Here is a 16114-nt window from a genome sequence, read left to right as displayed (position 1 = left end):
CAACATTGGAGCAGCATGGTTGGTAAAGTCTGAACGCCGTTAGAGAATTTTTACCACGATTCGACCGCGGACCTCGCCGGCGAGGATTTTGGCGCCGGCGCCGATGACCTGGTCCAGGCCGATTTCATGAGTAATATCAGCTAGTTTGCCGCGATCCAAATCGCTGGCGAGGCGGCTCCAGGCAAGCTTGCGCTGCTCGATCGGGCACATCACCGAATCGATGCCGAGAAGGCACACTCCGCGCAAAATGAACGGCGCCACCGAAGACGGCAGGTCCATGCCCGCCGCAAGCCCGCACGCAGCGATAGCGCCGCCATATTTCGTCATCGAAAGGATGTTGGCGAGCGTGGTCGACCCGACGCTGTCGATGCCCCCGGCCCAGCGCTCCTTGGCCAGCGGCTTTGCGGGGCCTGACAATTCGCTGCGGTCGATCACCTCGGCGGCGCCGAGACCTTTCAGATAATCGGCCTCCGACACCCGCCCGGTGGAAGCGATGACCTGATAGCCGAGTTTCGACAGCACGGCGGTCGCGACCGAACCGACGCCGCCCGCAGCACCTGTCACGACGACGGGGCCGCTTTTGGGCGTCAGGCCGTGCTTCTCGAGCGCCAGCACCGACAGCATCGCGGTATAGCCCGCGGTGCCGATCGCCATCGCGTCGCGGGTCGAGATATTATCGGGCAGCCGCACCAGCCAGTCGCCCTTGACGCGGGCCTTCTCGGCGTAGCTGCCGAGATGGGTCTCGCCCATGCCCCAGCCGTTGCAGACCACCCTGTCGCCGGCCTTCCACTGCGGATGGGTGGATTGCTCGACGATCCCTGCGAAGTCGATGCCGGCGATCATCGGGAAGCGCCGCACCACGGGGGCCTTGCCGGTGAGGGCCAGACCGTCCTTGTAGTTCAGCGTCGACCATTCGACGCGGACGGTGACGTCGCCGTCCATCAATTCGGCTTCGTCGAACTGCGTCAGCGCGGCGGTGGTACCTTTATCCGCCTTGTCGATCCTGATGGCCTTGAACGTTCCCACGGCAAGCTCCCCGAACTTTGTATGTCCGGGGTTTTTACCGGATCAGGCGGGCTGCGCAACCGGGCGCGCGACCGGCTGTTCCACGATCGGCAGGTTGATCAATGCCGACAGCACGCCGAACAGTACCGAAAGCCACCAGATCGGCGTGTACGAGCCATACTGCTCGAACACGATGCCGCCGAGCCAGACGCCGAGAAAGCCGCCGACCTGATGGCTCACAAAGGCAAAGCCATAGAGGGTGGCGAACCAGCGGGTGCCGAACATCAGCGCCACCAGCGCCGAGGTCGGTGGCACCGTCGAGAGCCAGGCCAGGCCGGTGACGGCGCCGAACATGATGGCGGAAAGCGGCGTGATCGGGAACGAGATGAAGGCGACAATCGCCATCGCGCGCATGAAGTACAGAAACGAAAGAATATAGCGCTTCGGAAACTTGTTCTGCAGCACGCCGACGCTGAGCGAGCCGATGATGTTGAACAGGCCGACCGCGGCGATCACCCAACCGCCGGTCTGCGCAGATATGCCGCGATCGGCCAGATAGGCCGGCAGATGCACGGTGATGAAGGCGAGTTGGAAGCCGCACGTAAAGAAGCCGAGCACCAGCAGCACGTAAGAGGGATGACCGAACGCTTCCGCGAGCGCCGTCTTGAACGACTGCTGGTCCGCGACCGGCACATTTTCCGACGTCGCAGGCGGCGTTGCGAGCGCCAGCGACAGCGGCACGATCAGAAGCATCAGCAGCGCGAACACGGTGAGCGCAGATTGCCAGCCGAAATTGTCGATCAGCGCCACGCCAAACGGCGCGAACAGGAACTGTCCGAACGAGCCGGCGGCGGTACCGGCGCCGAGCGCCAGGCCGCGCTTCTCCGGCGGCAACAGCTTGCTGAAGGCAGACAGAACCAGATTGAACGAACAGCCGGAAAGTCCGAAACCGATCAGAACACCCGCGCCAAGATCGAGCGAGCCAGGCGTCGATGCGTAGCGCATCACCAGCAGCCCGCCGGCATAGAGCAGCGCGCCGATGACCATCACGCGCAGGATGCCGAAGCGGTCGGCGATCGCGCCTGCGATCGGCTGGCCCAATCCCCACAACAGGTTCTGCAGCGCCAGCGCGAGGCCGAAGACGTCGCGGCCCCAGGTAAATTCCTTGCTCATGGGCTGGATGAAGAAACCAAGGCTCGATCGCGGCCCGAAACTGAGCAGCGCGATCGCGCATCCGCAGATGATGATCACCAACGGCGTCCGCCAGCTGGCTTTGGCCGGGCGAAGATTGTCTGCGGTGACAGCCATGCGTTTCCTCGATGCTTGGCGCCCGGGCCGGAGGGGACCGGCCGGGTGCGCCGGGAGGAGTTAATGCATTCGCATGAAAATCCCAAGAGCGGCGGAGAAAATTTTTCCGCTGCAGGGCAGCCCTGCAAAATCGTCGAGTGCAATTTTGGGGGTCTGCTTTACCTCGCCCCGCTTGCGGGGAGAGGTCGACGCGAAGCGTCGGGTGAGGGGGTACAGGTCGAACAATTTAGACCGACGTCGCGGTGAGAGCCCCTCACCCCAACCCTCTCCCCGCGAAGAGCGGGGCGAGGGAGCGCACCGCCTACCTTCTGAAACTCGCCTGCTCGGCTGAGCTCTTTGCAGCTTCGGCGAGCTTGGCGGAAATTTGCGCCGTCTCCGCCGCGGTGCCCCAGCTTGGCGCGTCGCTGCCGTCGCCCCAGTTGCGGGGCCGGTAGAAGGTGTGCACGCCGGTCTTGTACATCTTCTTCATCTCGCTGACCCAGGACGGACGCACCCAATAGGCATGGTAGTGCGTCGACTTGTCGACCTCGGGCAACCAGAGCTGGCCGTCCAGCATCGCCTTTGCGATCCGTTGCGCGCGATCCCACATGTCGGGCTCTTTGACGACGTCCTTGTTGTTGTCGCAGGCGAAGGTGAACTGGCAGGCCAGATGGCGGTGCTTGTTCTGGTAGACCACGCCGCACACCGTATCCGGATATTTGCCGGAGAAGGCGCGGTTCAACACCACTTGCGCCACCGCGATCTGGCCGCGCACCGCTTCGCCGCGGGCTTCGAAATAGACAACTTCAGTCAGACATTTTTCCGACTTGGCGCGCGACTTGTCGTCGAACAGGCCGAGCCGCTCGGCCGGGGTCTTGGCGCGCTGGTTGTCGGAATTGACCTCGCCCTTCGGCGCGACGCTGACGCCCATCTCGCCGGCCTTGACCGGGCCGTCGGCATCGACCGGCAGCGAGGCCATGATCTTCATGTCGGGATCGGCAACCACCGCGCTCGGCAGCATGATGATGGGCTCTTCGCCCGGCCGCCAGCGCTCCATGGTTTCGGGCGAGCCGAGCGACGAGCCAAAAAACAGGCTCGAGGTCTTGAAGGCGAAATTGTCGCGCGGCGGCGCGGGCGCGAGCGCCACTTCCGGTGCTGCCGAGACGTCCTTTGGCGCAACAAGCGGCTTGTCGTCGAGCGGTTTGGCCTCGAGTGACATCGACACATCGAATTGCGGCAGCGGCGGCGCGCGCAGCGCGGCCTGAAGTTCGGCATCGAGCAGCGCGGGCTCACCTGAAGGCGGCGTGGCCGCGGTCTTCTGGCCTTTGACGGAGGCGTTTGAAGACGAAGGATCTTCGATGGCGGGCGCGCTGCCGGCGGGGATTGAACTCTCCGCAGGCGCGGACGGCGCGATGACAAGGCGATCGCCCTTCATGGTGCGATCGACCTTGGGGAAATCGGCGGCATGATAACGCGGCGGCGGGGCTATGATCGGGTTGCGCGTCACTGCGCCGGTGATGTCGATGCCCTGATTGTCGAGGCTGGCGAGCCGAAAGGTTGCGGTCTGCGGCGAAGCGGTTCCGATCGGACGACCAAAGCTGAAGGTCGCGACGTGGATATTGCCGGCACTGGAGAACACACGCTTCTGCCAGCGTTCGGCGACGCCCGGCTGCCGGGCCAGCAGTGACGCGATATCCTGATATCCGATCTCGGTCGGCATCAATGCGAAGATGCAAAGACCGAGACCGAAGGACGCGAACCGCGCGCCCTTCGGCTGGTTACGCAACACATTCATCGATACGCTCTACGCAACGCTTACAAAAAACGACCGAACTCAGTACATCCGTGCAATTCGATCTTTATTGTTGGTATCGAATTTAGGTTGCCGGGGAGTTAATCGGCGTGGCCTGCGTGCACCACGCAAGACATCGCGCGCATTTGCTGTGGCGATTGAGAGAGCTTGGTAAACGCCAGCGCGATAAAAGTGGTAAACATCCCGTCAACGAAGATGATGAAGAAAACGTTGCGGGCTCCCGTGTTGCTACGGAGCAGTGATCGCAGCATCACGCCGTCATTCAGGGGCGATGCAAAGCATCGAACCCGGAATCTCGAGATTCCCCGGTGCGCAATTGCGCACCTGAGGTCTGGTGCTAACGCACCATCCCGGAATGACGAACTAGAACCAAGAGCAGATGCAACAAAATGGCCGGGAAAATCCCGGCCATTTCAATTCAACACTCTGTTGTCGCTTACGCCTGGCTCGCGACCGTCTTGCCAAGCGCGGCTTGCGCCGCGGCGAGCCGCGCGATCGGCACGCGATAGGGCGAGCACGAGACGTAGTCGAGGCCGATCTCGTGGCAGAATGCCACCGAGGCGGGATCGCCGCCATGCTCGCCGCAAATCCCGACCTTGAGATCGGGCCGCGTCTTGCGGCCGCGCGCGACGCCGATCTTGACGAGTTCGCCGACGCCGTCACGATCAACCGAGATGAACGGATCGATCTCGAGGATGCCCTTCGCCACATAGGTGCCGAGGAAGCTCGCGGCGTCGTCGCGGCTGATGCCGTAGGTGGTTTGCGTGAGGTCGTTGGTGCCGAAGGAGAAGAACTCCGCGGTCTGTGCCACGTCGCCGGCCATCAGGCACGCGCGCGGCAACTCGATCATGGTGCCGACCTGATAGACGAGTTTCTTGCCGGTCTCCTTCATCACCGACTGCGCGGTGGCGTCGATCCGCGCCTTGACCAGGTCGAACTCGGCCTTGGTCGCGATCAGCGGCACCATCACCTCGAGGCCGACGGCCTTGCTGGTGCGCTTCTCGGCTTCGACCGCGGCTTCGAAGATCGCGCGCGCCTGCATCTCGGCGATTTCAGGATAGGCGATCGCAAGACGGCAGCCGCGGAAGCCCAGCATCGGGTTGAACTCGGCAAGATCCCTGGCACGGTCCGCGAGCTTGCGCGGATCGGTGTTCATCGCCCGCGCGACTTCCTCGATCTCGGCCTGGGTGTGCGGCAGGAACTCGTGCAGCGGCGGATCGAGCAGACGGATCGTGACGGGAAGCCCCTTCATGATCTCGAACAGCTCGACGAAATCCGCGCGCTGCATCGGCAGCAGCTTCGACAGCGCCGCGCGGCGTGACTGTTCGTCCTCGGAAAGGATCATCTCGCGCACGGTGCGGATGCGGGTCTCTTCGAAGAACATGTGCTCGGTACGGCAAAGGCCGATGCCCTCGCCGCCGAACTTGATCGCGGTGCGCGCGTCTTCCGGCGTGTCGGCGTTGACGCGGACACCGAGCTTGCGAACGGCATCGGCCCAGCCCATCAGCGTGCCGAATTCGCCCGACAGTTTCGGCTCGATCATCGGCATCCGTCCGGCCAGCACCTGGCCGACCGAGCCGTCGATGGTGATGACGTCGCCGGTCTTGAAGGTGCGGGTGCCGATGCTCATGGTACCGCGGCCGTAATCGACGCGGATGGTGCCGCAGCCGGAGACGCAGGGCTTGCCCATGCCGCGCGCCACCACGGCGGCGTGCGAGGTCATGCCGCCACGGGTGGTGAGAATGCCTTCAGCGGCATGCATGCCGTGAATATCTTCCGGGCTGGTCTCGACCCGCACCAGAATGACCTTGCGGCCATCGGCCTGCAGTTTGGCCGCTTCATCGGACGAGAATACGATTTCGCCGGAGGCGGCGCCCGGCGAGGCCGGCAGGCCGGTGGCGATAACGTCGCGCTTGGCGGAGGGATCGATGGTCGGGTGCAGCAACTGGTCGAGCGAAGCGGGATCGATCCGCATCACTGCGTCCTTTTTCGAGATCAGGCCTTCATTGGCGAGTTCGACCGCGATACGCAGCGCCGCCTTGGCGGTGCGCTTGCCGCCGCGGGTCTGCAGCATCCACAATTTGCCCTGCTCGACCGTAAACTCCATGTCCTGCATGTCGCGGTAGTGCTTTTCGAGCAGCGTGTAGATCCGCGTCAGTTCCTTGAACGCGTCGGGCATCGCGACTTCCATGGACGTCTTGTCGGAGCCGGATTCCTGGCGCGCATATTCGGTGATGTCCTGCGGCGTGCGGATACCCGCCACCACGTCTTCGCCCTGCGCGTTGATCAGGAATTCGCCGTACAGCTTGCTCTCGCCGGTCGAGGGGTTGCGCGTGAACGCGACGCCGGTCGCCGAGGTCTCGCCCATATTGCCGAACACCATGGCCTGAATGTTGACGGCGGTGCCCCAGGATTCCGGAATGTCGTGCAGGCGGCGGTACGTCACCGCGCGCGCGTTCATCCAGGATGAAAACACCGCGCCGATCGCGCCCCACAATTGCGCGTGCGGATCCTGCGGGAAATCATGGCCGGTCTCGCGCGCCACCGCATCCTTGTAACGGCCGACCAGTTCGACCCAGTCGTCGCCGGTCAGATCGGTGTCGAGCGTATAGCCCTGGCCGTCCTTGAAGGTGTCGAGGATGTCCTCGAAATGATGATGCTCGAAGCCGAGCACGACATCCGAATACATCGTGATGAAACGGCGATAGCTGTCATAGGCAAAGCGGCGGTCGCCGGACAATTCGGCGAGCGCTTCGACGGTCTGGTCGTTGAGGCCGAGATTGAGCACGGTGTCCATCATGCCCGGCATCGAGGCGCGGCCGCCGGAGCGCACCGACACCAGCAGCGGATTCTTGGGATCGCCGAACGATTTGCCGGCGAGCTTGCCGACATGCTCCAGCGCCTTCTCGACCTGCGCCTTCAGCGCGGCCGGATAGGATTTGTCGTGGGCGTAGAAGTAAGTGCAGACCGAGGTCGGAATCGTGAAGCCCGGAGGCACCGGCAGGCCGAGATTGGCCATTTCGGCGAGATTGGCGCCCTTGCCGCCGAGCAGATCGCGCAAGCCGGCTTTACCCTCGGCCTTGCCGTCACCAAACGTGTAGACCCACTTGCCGGATTTTACCGCTTCGACGGCCGGCTTGCTCACCTTCTTCGCCATCTTGCTGGCAGGCTTGCTCGGAGCCTTCACAGCGGCCTTGGCAACCGGCTTGGCAATTGGCTTCGTAACCGCCTTGGGCGCTGGCTTCGCAACTGCCTTGGGTGCCGGAGCCTTCGTTAGCGTCTTGCGCGCGGAGGCCGCCGGCGCGGCTTTGCCCGGCGCCGATGACTTTGATTTCGCTACGATTTTCACAAGGTTTTTCTTGGACTTCGCAACCGCTTTGGCCATGGCAGATGACAATCCGAAAAGAGAGGAGAAGATGCGCGCCTTACACCACTTTGAGGGGTTCCGCGCAAGCCGCGAAACCCCGCTTGCCTGACTAGAAGCGCAGCATCTTGAACACGCCGAGCCCGGCGAGACCGACGATGATCAGGTAGATCGCGACGATGAAATTCAGGAACCGCGGCATGATCAGGATCAGGACTCCCGCAATCAGGGCGACGATCGGGGAAATATGCGCGGCGGTGATGGTCATTTGAAATTTCTCCTGATGATGAGGGGAAGCTCGAATCGAGGGCGGCAACTTAACCGCTGGCGCGGTTCCGGAATAGGAGACGCCTGTCGCCTCAACGGGTTCCGGCGTTCGCAAAAATTGCCCGAAATTGCCGCGTTTGAGGCAGCCATTTTTCCGGAACTATGCCGCGCGCGATGAATTGGATCGCATTGTACGCTGGCTAGCCGGCGTTCTTCTGCACGAGGGAGTACACTATGCAGAACAGACTACTTGCCATCGCAGCTATCGCCGGCGTGATGGCTGCCCCGATCGCAGCACAGGCGCAGAGCGGCACCGTGGGTGTCGTTGGCGGCGGCAGCGTGGTCGTCGGCGAGCATGAGGGCATCACCATCGAACAACGCCCGGCGTTCCGGGAATATGTCGTGCGTGAGCGCGTGCCGACTTTCACCGTTCCGGATCGCGTGACCGTCGGCGGCGTGCTGCCTGAAGCCGGCATCACCTATTACGACGTGCCGCAGACCTATGCGGCAACGCCCTATCGCTACACCGTGGTGAACGGCCAGACGGTCCTGGTCGAGCCGCGTTCGCGTCGCATCGTTCAGGTGGTCGACTAATCCCGCCAGCCTGAACGATAGTCCGGGCGCCGCGCAAGCGGATGTGCGCGAGATACGACCGGACAAGAAAGCCCCGCCCGGCTTCCCCCTGGGCGGGGCTTTTCGTTTATCGGTCATTCCGGGGCGCGCGTAGCGCGAGCCCGGAATCCATCAGGCGGCAAGCTACGTCGATGAATGGATTCCGGGCCTGCGCCAAGAGGCGCATCCCGGAATGACGACGAGCCCTATTCCCTGATCTCCAGGCCCGCCTTCTTGGCGACGAGGCGGTGAATCTTCTTGCCCGAGGAGGCGCTGACGACCTCTTCATCGAGCAACAGCGACGTCGACTTCAATTCCGCCAGCACCAGCGCGGTATCGAACGCACAGTAAAGCCGCCCCTGCGAATCGCGCAGGTCGGCATTGTCGGTGATCCGCCAGCTCAGATAGAGAATGCCACTGGGCTTGACGGCGTTGAGCAGCCGGCGGACCGCAAGGGCGATCTGCGCGCGCTCCAGATGCATGATCACGGTCTCGCACAGCACGTTGTCGTAGGTGCCGATGCCCTTCAAGTCGGGCAGTTCGGCATGCGCGAACTTAAAACCGGGATAACGCTGCCGCGCCTCCGCCAGCAGGCCTTCCGAGGCGTCGAAACCAGCGGCGGAAAAGCCGTTGGCGTTGAGCCAAGCCACCTCGCGGCCGCAGCCGCAGCCGATATCGGCCGAATTGCCGCCGCGCACGAAGAAGCGCTCGACGATTTCGTGCAAATCAACGGGCGCCGGCTGCTCGAGCCAGTCCTTGGCGAACGCCGCCGCATCCGAATCGTAAGCGGCCAGCGTCTTCTGATCCACGTGTCAGCCCTCGATCTTCGAAAAGTCCGCCACCGCGCGCGTCGCCGCGCGGATTTCGTTCAAGAGCTTCAGTCTGTTCTCACGCACGTTTGGTTCATCGTCGTTGACCTTGACCTTGTCAAAGAACGCGTCCACGGCCGGCCGCAGCTTCGCCATCGCGCTCATCGCGGCGGCAAAGTCTTCCTTGGCCACCGCAGCACCGGCCTCGCTCTTGACCTGATCGATCGCCTTGGCCAGCGCCTTCTCTTCGTCGAGCTTGTAGAGCGAGACGTCCGGCGCGCCGTCGAAGCTGCGCTTGTCCTTCTTCTCCTCGATCGAGAGAATGTTGCTGGCGCGTTTTGTCCCCGCGAGCAGGTTCTTGCCGTCATCGGTATCGAGGAATTTGCCGAGCGCCTCGACGCGGCGGACGACCATCAGGAGATCGTCCTGGCCTCCGAGCGCAAACACGGCATCGACGAGATCGTGACGTGCGCCCTGGTCGCGGAGTTGGACTTTCAGGCGATCGGCGAAGAAGGAGAGGAGATCGCCCGGAAGCTTTTGTGCATCGGCAGCCGGATACTTGGCTCCCTTTTCGGGGAGACCGAGAATAGCCGATTTTGCAGCTTTCAGGATTGGAAGCCTGATCGTGTTCTCGACGATCAGCCTGATGACTCCGAGCGCCGCCCTTCGCAGCGCATACGGATCCTTGCTTCCAGTCGGCTTCTCGTCGATCGCCCAGAAACCAACCAGTGTATCCAACTTGTCAGCCAATGCGACGGCGACGCTCAGGCGATCGGTCGGCACCCGATCGGCTGGCCCCTGCGGCTTGTAATGCTCCTCGCTCGCCGCGGCGACCGAAGCATCCTCTCCCTGCGCGAGCGCGTAGTACTTGCCCATCAAGCCCTGCAGTTCCGGGAATTCGCCGACCACTTCGGTCAGCAAATCCGCCTTCGCCAGATGCGCGGCGCGCTTGGTCTTCTCGACATCGGCGCCGACCAGCGGCGCAATCTCCGCGGCCAGCCGCTCGATCCGCTTGATGCGTTCGCCCTGCGTGCCGAGCTTCTCGTGGAACACGATGTTCTCGAATTTCGGCAGGCGCTCTTCGAGCTTCGTCTTCAGGTCGCTCTCATAGAAAAACTTCGCATCGCTCAGCCGCGCGCGGATCACACGCTCGTTGCCGGCGATGATGGCCTTGCCGCCGTCGGTGGCCTCGATGTTGGCGGTGAGGATGAACTTGTTGGTGAGCTTCCCCGTTTTGGGAGCGCTGACCACAAAGCATTTCTGGTTGTTGCGGATGGTGGCGCGGATCACTTCGCCGGGGATCGACAAAAATTCCTGGTCGAACGATCCCATCAGCACGACAGGCCATTCGACGAGGCCAGACACCTCGTCGAGCAGCACCTGATCCTCGAGCAGCTCATAGCCCTGCGCGAACGCCAACTGCTTGGCATCGGCCAGAATGATGTCCTTGCGTGCCTGCGGGTCGAGCACGACCTTGGCGGCCTTCAGTTTTGCTTCGTAATCCTCGAAGCGGCGCACGGAGATCGCCGCCGGCGCCAGGAAGCGATGCCCAAAAGTGGTCTGGCCGGCGTCGATGCCGTCGATCGAAAATTTCACCACCTCGGGGTCTTCGGTCTCCGGACCGAAGGTCGCGATGATCGAATGCAGCGGCCGCACCCAGGTCAGCGCGCCTGATTTCGCCGAGCGCTCACCCCAGCGCATGGACTTCGGCCACGGGAAGGTGCGCACGATCACGGGTAGAATTTCCGCGATCACGTCGATCGCGGCGCGGCCGGGCTTTTCGAGCAGCGCGATATAAAAGTCGCCCTTGGGGTCGCGCTGGATCTTGGCCTCGTCGAGCGAATTAAGGCCGGTCGCTTTCAGAAAGCCCTGCACGGCCGCATCGGGCGCGCCGATTTTCGGACCCTTGCGTTCGGTCTTGAGATCGGGCTGCCGCGCCGGAATGCCGTGAACCGTCAGCGCCAGCCGCCGCGGCGTCACGAACGCCTTTGCGCCCTCATAGACCAGCCCCTCGGCGACGAGCTTGTCGGTGACCATGCGGCGCAGATCGTCCGCCGCCTTCGCCTGCATGCGCGCGGGAATTTCTTCGGAAAACAATTCGAGCAAAAGATCAGGCATCAGGATGCCCTGCCCGCTTCGGTGTGAACCCAGGCGTCGCCGCAGGCTTTTGCAAGCTCGCGCACGCGCCCGATGTAGCTTTGCCGTTCGGTCACCGAGATCACGCCGCGGGCATCGAGCAGGTTGAAGACATGGCTCGCCTTGATGCACTGGTCATAGGCCGGCAGCGCCATCAGATGTTCTTTCTGGTTGCTGCCGGATTTCCATCCCGCCGCGAGATATTTCTTGCAGGCCTCCTCGGCCATCACGAACTGCTTGAACAGCATTTCGGAATCGGAGTGCTCGAAATTGTGCCGGGAATATTCCTGCTCGGCCTGCAGGAACACGTCGCCATAGGTCACCTTGTCGGCGCCCTCGCGGCCGTTGAAGTTGAGATCCATGATGCGGTCGACGCCCTGCAGATAGCAGGCGAGCCGCTCCAGCCCGTAGGTGAGCTCACCGGCGACAGGCGCGCATTCGACGCCCGCGACCTGCTGGAAGTAAGTGAATTGTGACACTTCCATGCCGTCGCACCAGCACTCCCAGCCGAGGCCCCATGCGCCCAGCGTCGGGCTTTCCCAATCGTCCTCGACAAAGCGGATGTCATGCAGGCTGGAATCGATGCCGATCGCGGCGAGCGACTTCAGGTACAATTCCTGAAGGTTCGGCGGCGATGGCTTCATGATCACCTGATACTGGTAATAATGCTGCAGCCGGTTGGGGTTTTCGCCGTAGCGGCCGTCCTTGGGCCGGCGCGAGGGCTGCACATAGGCGGCCCGCCACGGCTTCGGTCCCAGCGCGCGCAAGGTCGTCGCCGGATGAAAGGTGCCCGCACCCATTTCCATGTCGTAGGGCTGCAGGATCACGCAGCCCTGTTCGGCCCAGAACCGCTGCAGAGCGAGGATAAAGCCCTGGAACGAACGTTCCGGGCGCATGTGGGCAGGCAATTCGTCCATCGGCAGAATCGGTCTCGCGAGGGGGTTTTGGGCGCGCGGGACCGTATCGGCGGTGGCGAGGGGAATCAAGGCGATGGGGAGCCAATGACCGCCGTCATGGCCGGGCTTGTCCCGGCCATCTACGTCTTTCTTGGCTGGAGAAAGCTTAGTCGTGGATGCCCGGGACAAGCCCGGGCATGACGAAAATCAGTTTAACCCGGCCGATAGGCCCCGGTGACGGGATCCCGGCGCAGGGTCGGAATTTCGCTGGTTTGAGCAGATTCCGAGACGCGGGCCAGCCGCGCTTCTTCCAGCTCCCGGTTGATCCGGACGGCAGTCTTGTAAGCCCAGCGGACCACAGCGAGCCCACCCAGGGCCCCTGCGAATGCGATCAACGGTGGCATCGGTCGATCCTTGTCGTTCACGTCGGTCACGCCCCCAATAGCTGCATTCTCGCGCAAGCCGGGCTGCGCCGCAATTCCCGCCTTTAGGACTAAATGGCGCGGCGGCGCCCAGCCCTAGAACCCGAATTTGGCCCAAATTGCCCTAGTTTCGAGCGCGGAGATCAGCTCATCCGGCAGGCCCCCAAAACCGTCGAGCGCGCCCATGGAGCCCGCCCCCGGCGACCGCCGCCCGAGCAGGCCGGACAGCATCCCGCTGGCGGGCGCGATCACGGGGGTCAGCACCTTGTCGCCGTAGCGGGTCCGCAGCGTCGAACGCAGATCGCCGACCGCATCCGCAAGACCCAGCGACACCGAGGTTTCGCCGGCCCAATATTCGCCGGTGAACAGCGTGTCGTCGGCGCCCTTGAGGCGGCTGCCGCGGCTCTGTTTGACCAATGCAATGAAGATGGCGTGGATCTCGCGCTGGAGCGCCTTGATGCGCGCCACATCATCGGGGTTTTCGGGGAGGAACGGATCGAGCGTCGCCTTGTGGACGCCCGCCGTATAGAGCCGCCGCTCGACGCCGATTTTCTTGATCAGCTCCTGGAAGCCGAAAGTGCCGCCGACCACGCCGATCGAACCGAGGATCGAGGACGGATCGCAGAAGATCTCGTCGCCGGCACAGGCGATCATGTAGCCGCCGGATGCGGCGACGTCCTCGACGAACACCAGCACCGGCAAATTCTTTTCGGCGGCGAGTTGCCTGATCCGCAAATAGATCTGGCGCGATTGCACCGGCGAGCCGCCGGGCGAATTGATCACGAGCGCAACCGCCTTGGCATTCTTGGTACCGAAAGCGCGCTCCAGCATCTTGGCGACACCGGCGAGCGACATGCCCGGCCGCAGCGGCGTTACCGCGCCGATCACGCCGGACAACCGCACCACCGGCACCACCGCGGCCCCGCGCCGGAATTTGGCCGGGACCAATCCCTTCAGCCGCTCGATAAGGCCCGGCAATCCCACACGATCACTTATTTGTTCACTCATGCCGTTACCTCGAATTAACCATTTTTTATCACGCCACTGTCATTGGAAGGCTTGGAACGAATTAGGCAGGAATGCCTTGTGCAACGTGGCCGTTACGGCTGCAATGGCGCAGCGGAGAGTGACATGAAAATCTACCTGCTGATATTGTTGATCGGCACCATCCTGACCGCGGTTCACTTCACCAACACTCCGAAACGGCAGTCGGAAACCCTTCCGCAATAGGCTTTTCCGCTTCGGCTCGCGTTCGAGACATCAGTTCCTCGGCCACCTCTAGGGGGTGGCCAACGGCAATATCCCCCTCCCCGCCAAAATCTCCTGCACCTCTTTATTGGGCACCCCTCGCTCATCATTGAGCATCAGTCCGGCATGAATTCTCGTCGGCGCGCGACCGCCCTTGGTGGCGCGAACCACGATTCGATTCGCCGGCGCCTTCACATCGCCGTGAATAGGCAAAATTTCCAGACTGCCAAAACCGTGATCGAGCGCCGCCAGCACCTCGGCAATCCCGTCGGCGCGCCAGATCAGCGTCAGCATGCCCCTGGATTTGAGGATGCGGCGAGCTGCGTGAATCCAGTTCGAAAGCGTGGTGGACGTCGCGACATGCGCGATCCCGCGCGCGCGGTCCGGCGAGACCCGATGCCTCACAGAATCGTTGAACGGCGGATTCATCAAAACGACATCGACGCTATCAGGGTACAAATTGACCGCGGCAAACGCGTCGGCGGCCGCCTCGACATCGAGCACGATGATCTCGGCGGCAAGCGCATTCGCCTCGGCATTGGCGCGCGCGAGGCCTGCGAGATCGGCATCGATCTCGACCAGCACGAGATCGATATCCCCGACGCGCCTGGCCACCGCCAGCCCTGCCGCACCAACACCGGAGCCAAGATCGGCCACACGATTACTTGAACGTGCCGGCGTCGCCGCCGCCAGCAGCATGGCATCGTGACCGGCGCGATGCCCCGATCTCAGTTGCCGCAAACGCAAGGCCCCACCGAGAAACGCATCCTCGGTGACATCCAGATCATTGTCTTGACGCGTTTTCATCACGCGAACCGGTTCCCACTTCGCTCGAAAACGCTATGCCTTACTCATCCGCCCGCAATTCATGGGCAAGCCCGGCATCGGTCAGAAGCTGGCGCGCCTCGCGGTTGTCGTCCTCATGGACCAGGATGCGGCGTGGCAGCACGCCCAGCGATCCCTCGATGATGCTCATGTTCTGGTCCAGCACCAGATGATGGATATTGGCGCCGTCGAGCAGCGCGCCGACCGCGGAAACCAGCACAATATCGTTGGTCCGAACCAATTCCCGCAATTTGCGCCCTCCTTAGGCCGGCCCGGTCCGAGGCCGGCCGGTACCTGTCAACCACTACGTGCCCTTGCCGCTTCAGCCTGCACTTTCTATTGTAAGTAAGGATAGTGCGAATTGGCCAGATTTGGAGACCCGCGTGGCGGTTATTGTACCCTTCGAAAGCCCAAACGCTTCGATCGATGAGCTGGTCGGGCTCGTCGCCGCCGACATGGAGCGGGTCAACGCCACGATCCTGTCGCGGACCGGTTCCGAAGTGACCATGATTCCCGAGGTCGCCAACCATCTGATCTCCTCCGGGGGAAAACGGCTGCGCCCGATGCTGACGCTGGCGATGGCCGGTCTCACCGGCTATTCCGGCGACGGCCATATCAAGCTCGCGGCCTCGGTCGAGTTCATGCATACCGCGACGCTGCTCCATGACGACGTGGTCGACGAGAGCGAATTGCGGCGCGGCAAATTGTCCGCGCGGATGCTGTGGGGCAACGAAGCGAGCGTGCTGGTCGGCGACTTCCTGCTCGGCCAGGCTTTTCGCATGATGGTCGAGGTCGGGTCGTTGCGGGCGCTCGACATCCTGTCGTCGGCGGCCGCCACCATCGCCGAGGGCGAGGTGATGCAGCTTGCGGCGGCAAAAAACACCGCGACCACCGAGGACGAATATCTCGCTGTGATCCGCGGCAAGACCGCGGAATTGTTCGCAGCTGCCTGCGAGGTTGGTCCCGTCATCGCCAACCGGCCGAAGCCCGAGCAGACCGCGTGCCGCTCGGTCGGCATGAATCTCGGCATCGCGTTCCAGCTGGTGGACGACGTGCTGGACTACGGCGGCAAATCGGCAAAGCTCGGCAAGAACGTCGGCGACGATTTCCGCGAGGGCAAGATCACGCTGCCGGTGGTGCTGGCGTTCCGCCGCGGCAACGCCTCTGAACGCGCGTTCTGGGTCAAGGCGCTGGAGCGCGGCGAGATCGGCGCCAATGATCTCGATCACGCCATCGGGTTGATGACCAAGCATCGCGCGCTGGAAGACACGATCAGCCGCGCCCATCATTACGGTGCGATGGCCGTCGATGCGCTGGCGCTGTTTCCGGCCTCGCCGATGAAGACCGCGCTCGAGCAGGTCGTGGCGTTCTGCCTGGCCCGCTCGCATTGATGGCTTCGTAGGGTGGGCAAAGGCGCGCTTGCGCCGTGC

Annotated in this window: 15 protein-coding genes; 3 read left to right on the top strand and 12 right to left on the bottom strand. The window is 63.1% G+C overall.

The window, feature by feature from the left end; genetic code table 11:
- Positions 1–39: 39 nt before the first annotated feature.
- The 4 genes from acuI to ppdK form a co-directional block, all read right to left on the bottom strand.
- Positions 40–1026, bottom strand: coding sequence for an acrylyl-CoA reductase (NADPH) (acuI, locus tag JQ641_RS27835; protein ID WP_211999074.1), 987 nt, complete (start codon positions 1024–1026; stop codon positions 40–42).
- Between the two features lie 42 nt (positions 1027–1068).
- Positions 1069–2313: an MFS transporter gene (locus JQ641_RS27830; RefSeq protein ID WP_211999073.1), complete on the bottom strand. Its 1245-nt coding sequence runs from the start codon at positions 2311–2313 to the stop codon at positions 1069–1071.
- A gap of 301 nt (positions 2314–2614) precedes the next feature.
- Complete coding sequence (locus JQ641_RS27825) at positions 2615–4087, bottom strand: cell wall hydrolase (protein ID WP_211999072.1); 1473 nt, start codon at positions 4085–4087, stop codon at positions 2615–2617.
- Between the two features lie 454 nt (positions 4088–4541).
- A complete protein-coding gene (ppdK, locus tag JQ641_RS27820) occupies positions 4542–7250 on the bottom strand; it encodes a pyruvate, phosphate dikinase (RefSeq protein WP_349628632.1) in 2709 nt (902 codons plus the stop codon).
- Here ppdK and JQ641_RS38130 point away from each other — a divergent pair.
- A complete protein-coding gene (locus JQ641_RS38130; RefSeq protein ID WP_249150762.1) occupies positions 7243–7581 on the top strand; it encodes a hypothetical protein in 339 nt (112 codons plus the stop codon). The two genes, ppdK and JQ641_RS38130, sit on opposite strands and share 8 nt — an antisense overlap.
- Here JQ641_RS38130 and JQ641_RS27815 read toward each other — a convergent pair whose 3' ends face one another.
- On the bottom strand, positions 7582–7737 hold the full coding sequence (locus tag JQ641_RS27815) for a DUF3096 domain-containing protein (protein WP_192735205.1): 156 nt from the start codon (positions 7735–7737) through the stop codon (positions 7582–7584).
- Between the two features lie 233 nt (positions 7738–7970).
- Here JQ641_RS27815 and JQ641_RS27810 point away from each other — a divergent pair, with 233 nt between their 5' ends.
- Entirely contained in the window at positions 7971–8330 is a 360-nt protein-coding gene (locus tag JQ641_RS27810) for a DUF1236 domain-containing protein (RefSeq protein ID WP_211999070.1), read from the top strand.
- Positions 8331–8554: 224 nt separating this feature from the next.
- On the opposite strand, the gene JQ641_RS27805 is transcribed toward JQ641_RS27810, so the two are convergent.
- From JQ641_RS27805 to JQ641_RS27775, 7 genes are all read right to left on the bottom strand, one after another.
- Complete coding sequence (locus tag JQ641_RS27805; RefSeq protein WP_211999069.1) at positions 8555–9157, bottom strand: class I SAM-dependent methyltransferase; 603 nt, start codon at positions 9155–9157, stop codon at positions 8555–8557.
- Between the two features lie 3 nt (positions 9158–9160).
- Complete coding sequence (glyS, locus tag JQ641_RS27800) at positions 9161–11275, bottom strand: glycine--tRNA ligase subunit beta (RefSeq protein ID WP_211999068.1); 2115 nt, start codon at positions 11273–11275, stop codon at positions 9161–9163.
- Positions 11275–12210, bottom strand: coding sequence for a glycine--tRNA ligase subunit alpha (locus JQ641_RS27795; RefSeq protein ID WP_211999067.1), 936 nt, complete (start codon positions 12208–12210; stop codon positions 11275–11277). The genes glyS and JQ641_RS27795 overlap by 1 nt, the downstream gene beginning before the upstream one ends.
- A 191-nt stretch (positions 12211–12401) precedes the next feature.
- A complete protein-coding gene (locus JQ641_RS27790; protein WP_192735211.1) occupies positions 12402–12593 on the bottom strand; it encodes a hypothetical protein in 192 nt (63 codons plus the stop codon).
- A gap of 114 nt (positions 12594–12707) precedes the next feature.
- Positions 12708–13619: a S49 family peptidase gene (locus JQ641_RS27785; RefSeq protein ID WP_211999066.1), complete on the bottom strand. Its 912-nt coding sequence runs from the start codon at positions 13617–13619 to the stop codon at positions 12708–12710.
- 270 nt (positions 13620–13889) lie between these two features.
- Positions 13890–14666 carry a tRNA1(Val) (adenine(37)-N6)-methyltransferase gene (locus tag JQ641_RS27780; RefSeq protein ID WP_211999065.1) on the bottom strand — a complete coding sequence of 259 codons (777 nt, stop codon included), beginning with the start codon at positions 14664–14666 and terminating at the stop codon, positions 13890–13892.
- A 40-nt stretch (positions 14667–14706) separates the two neighbouring features.
- Positions 14707–14934 carry a putative signal transducing protein gene (locus JQ641_RS27775; protein ID WP_044540085.1) on the bottom strand — a complete coding sequence of 76 codons (228 nt, stop codon included), beginning with the start codon at positions 14932–14934 and terminating at the stop codon, positions 14707–14709.
- 133 nt (positions 14935–15067) lie between these two features.
- On the opposite strand from JQ641_RS27775, the gene JQ641_RS27770 reads away from it, so the two are divergent.
- The gene (locus JQ641_RS27770) at positions 15068–16075 is read left to right on the top strand and encodes a polyprenyl synthetase family protein (RefSeq protein ID WP_211999064.1); all 1008 of its coding nucleotides are present in this window, start codon (positions 15068–15070) and stop codon (positions 16073–16075) included.
- Positions 16076–16114 lie beyond the last annotated feature (39 nt).

Origin of the sequence: Bradyrhizobium sp. JYMT SZCCT0180, from assembly GCF_018130165.1 — a bacterium.
Classification (GTDB): domain Bacteria; phylum Pseudomonadota; class Alphaproteobacteria; order Rhizobiales; family Xanthobacteraceae; genus Bradyrhizobium.
Note: the sequence above shows the minus strand (reverse complement) of the source record. Positions and strands in the feature narration are given on the sequence as shown.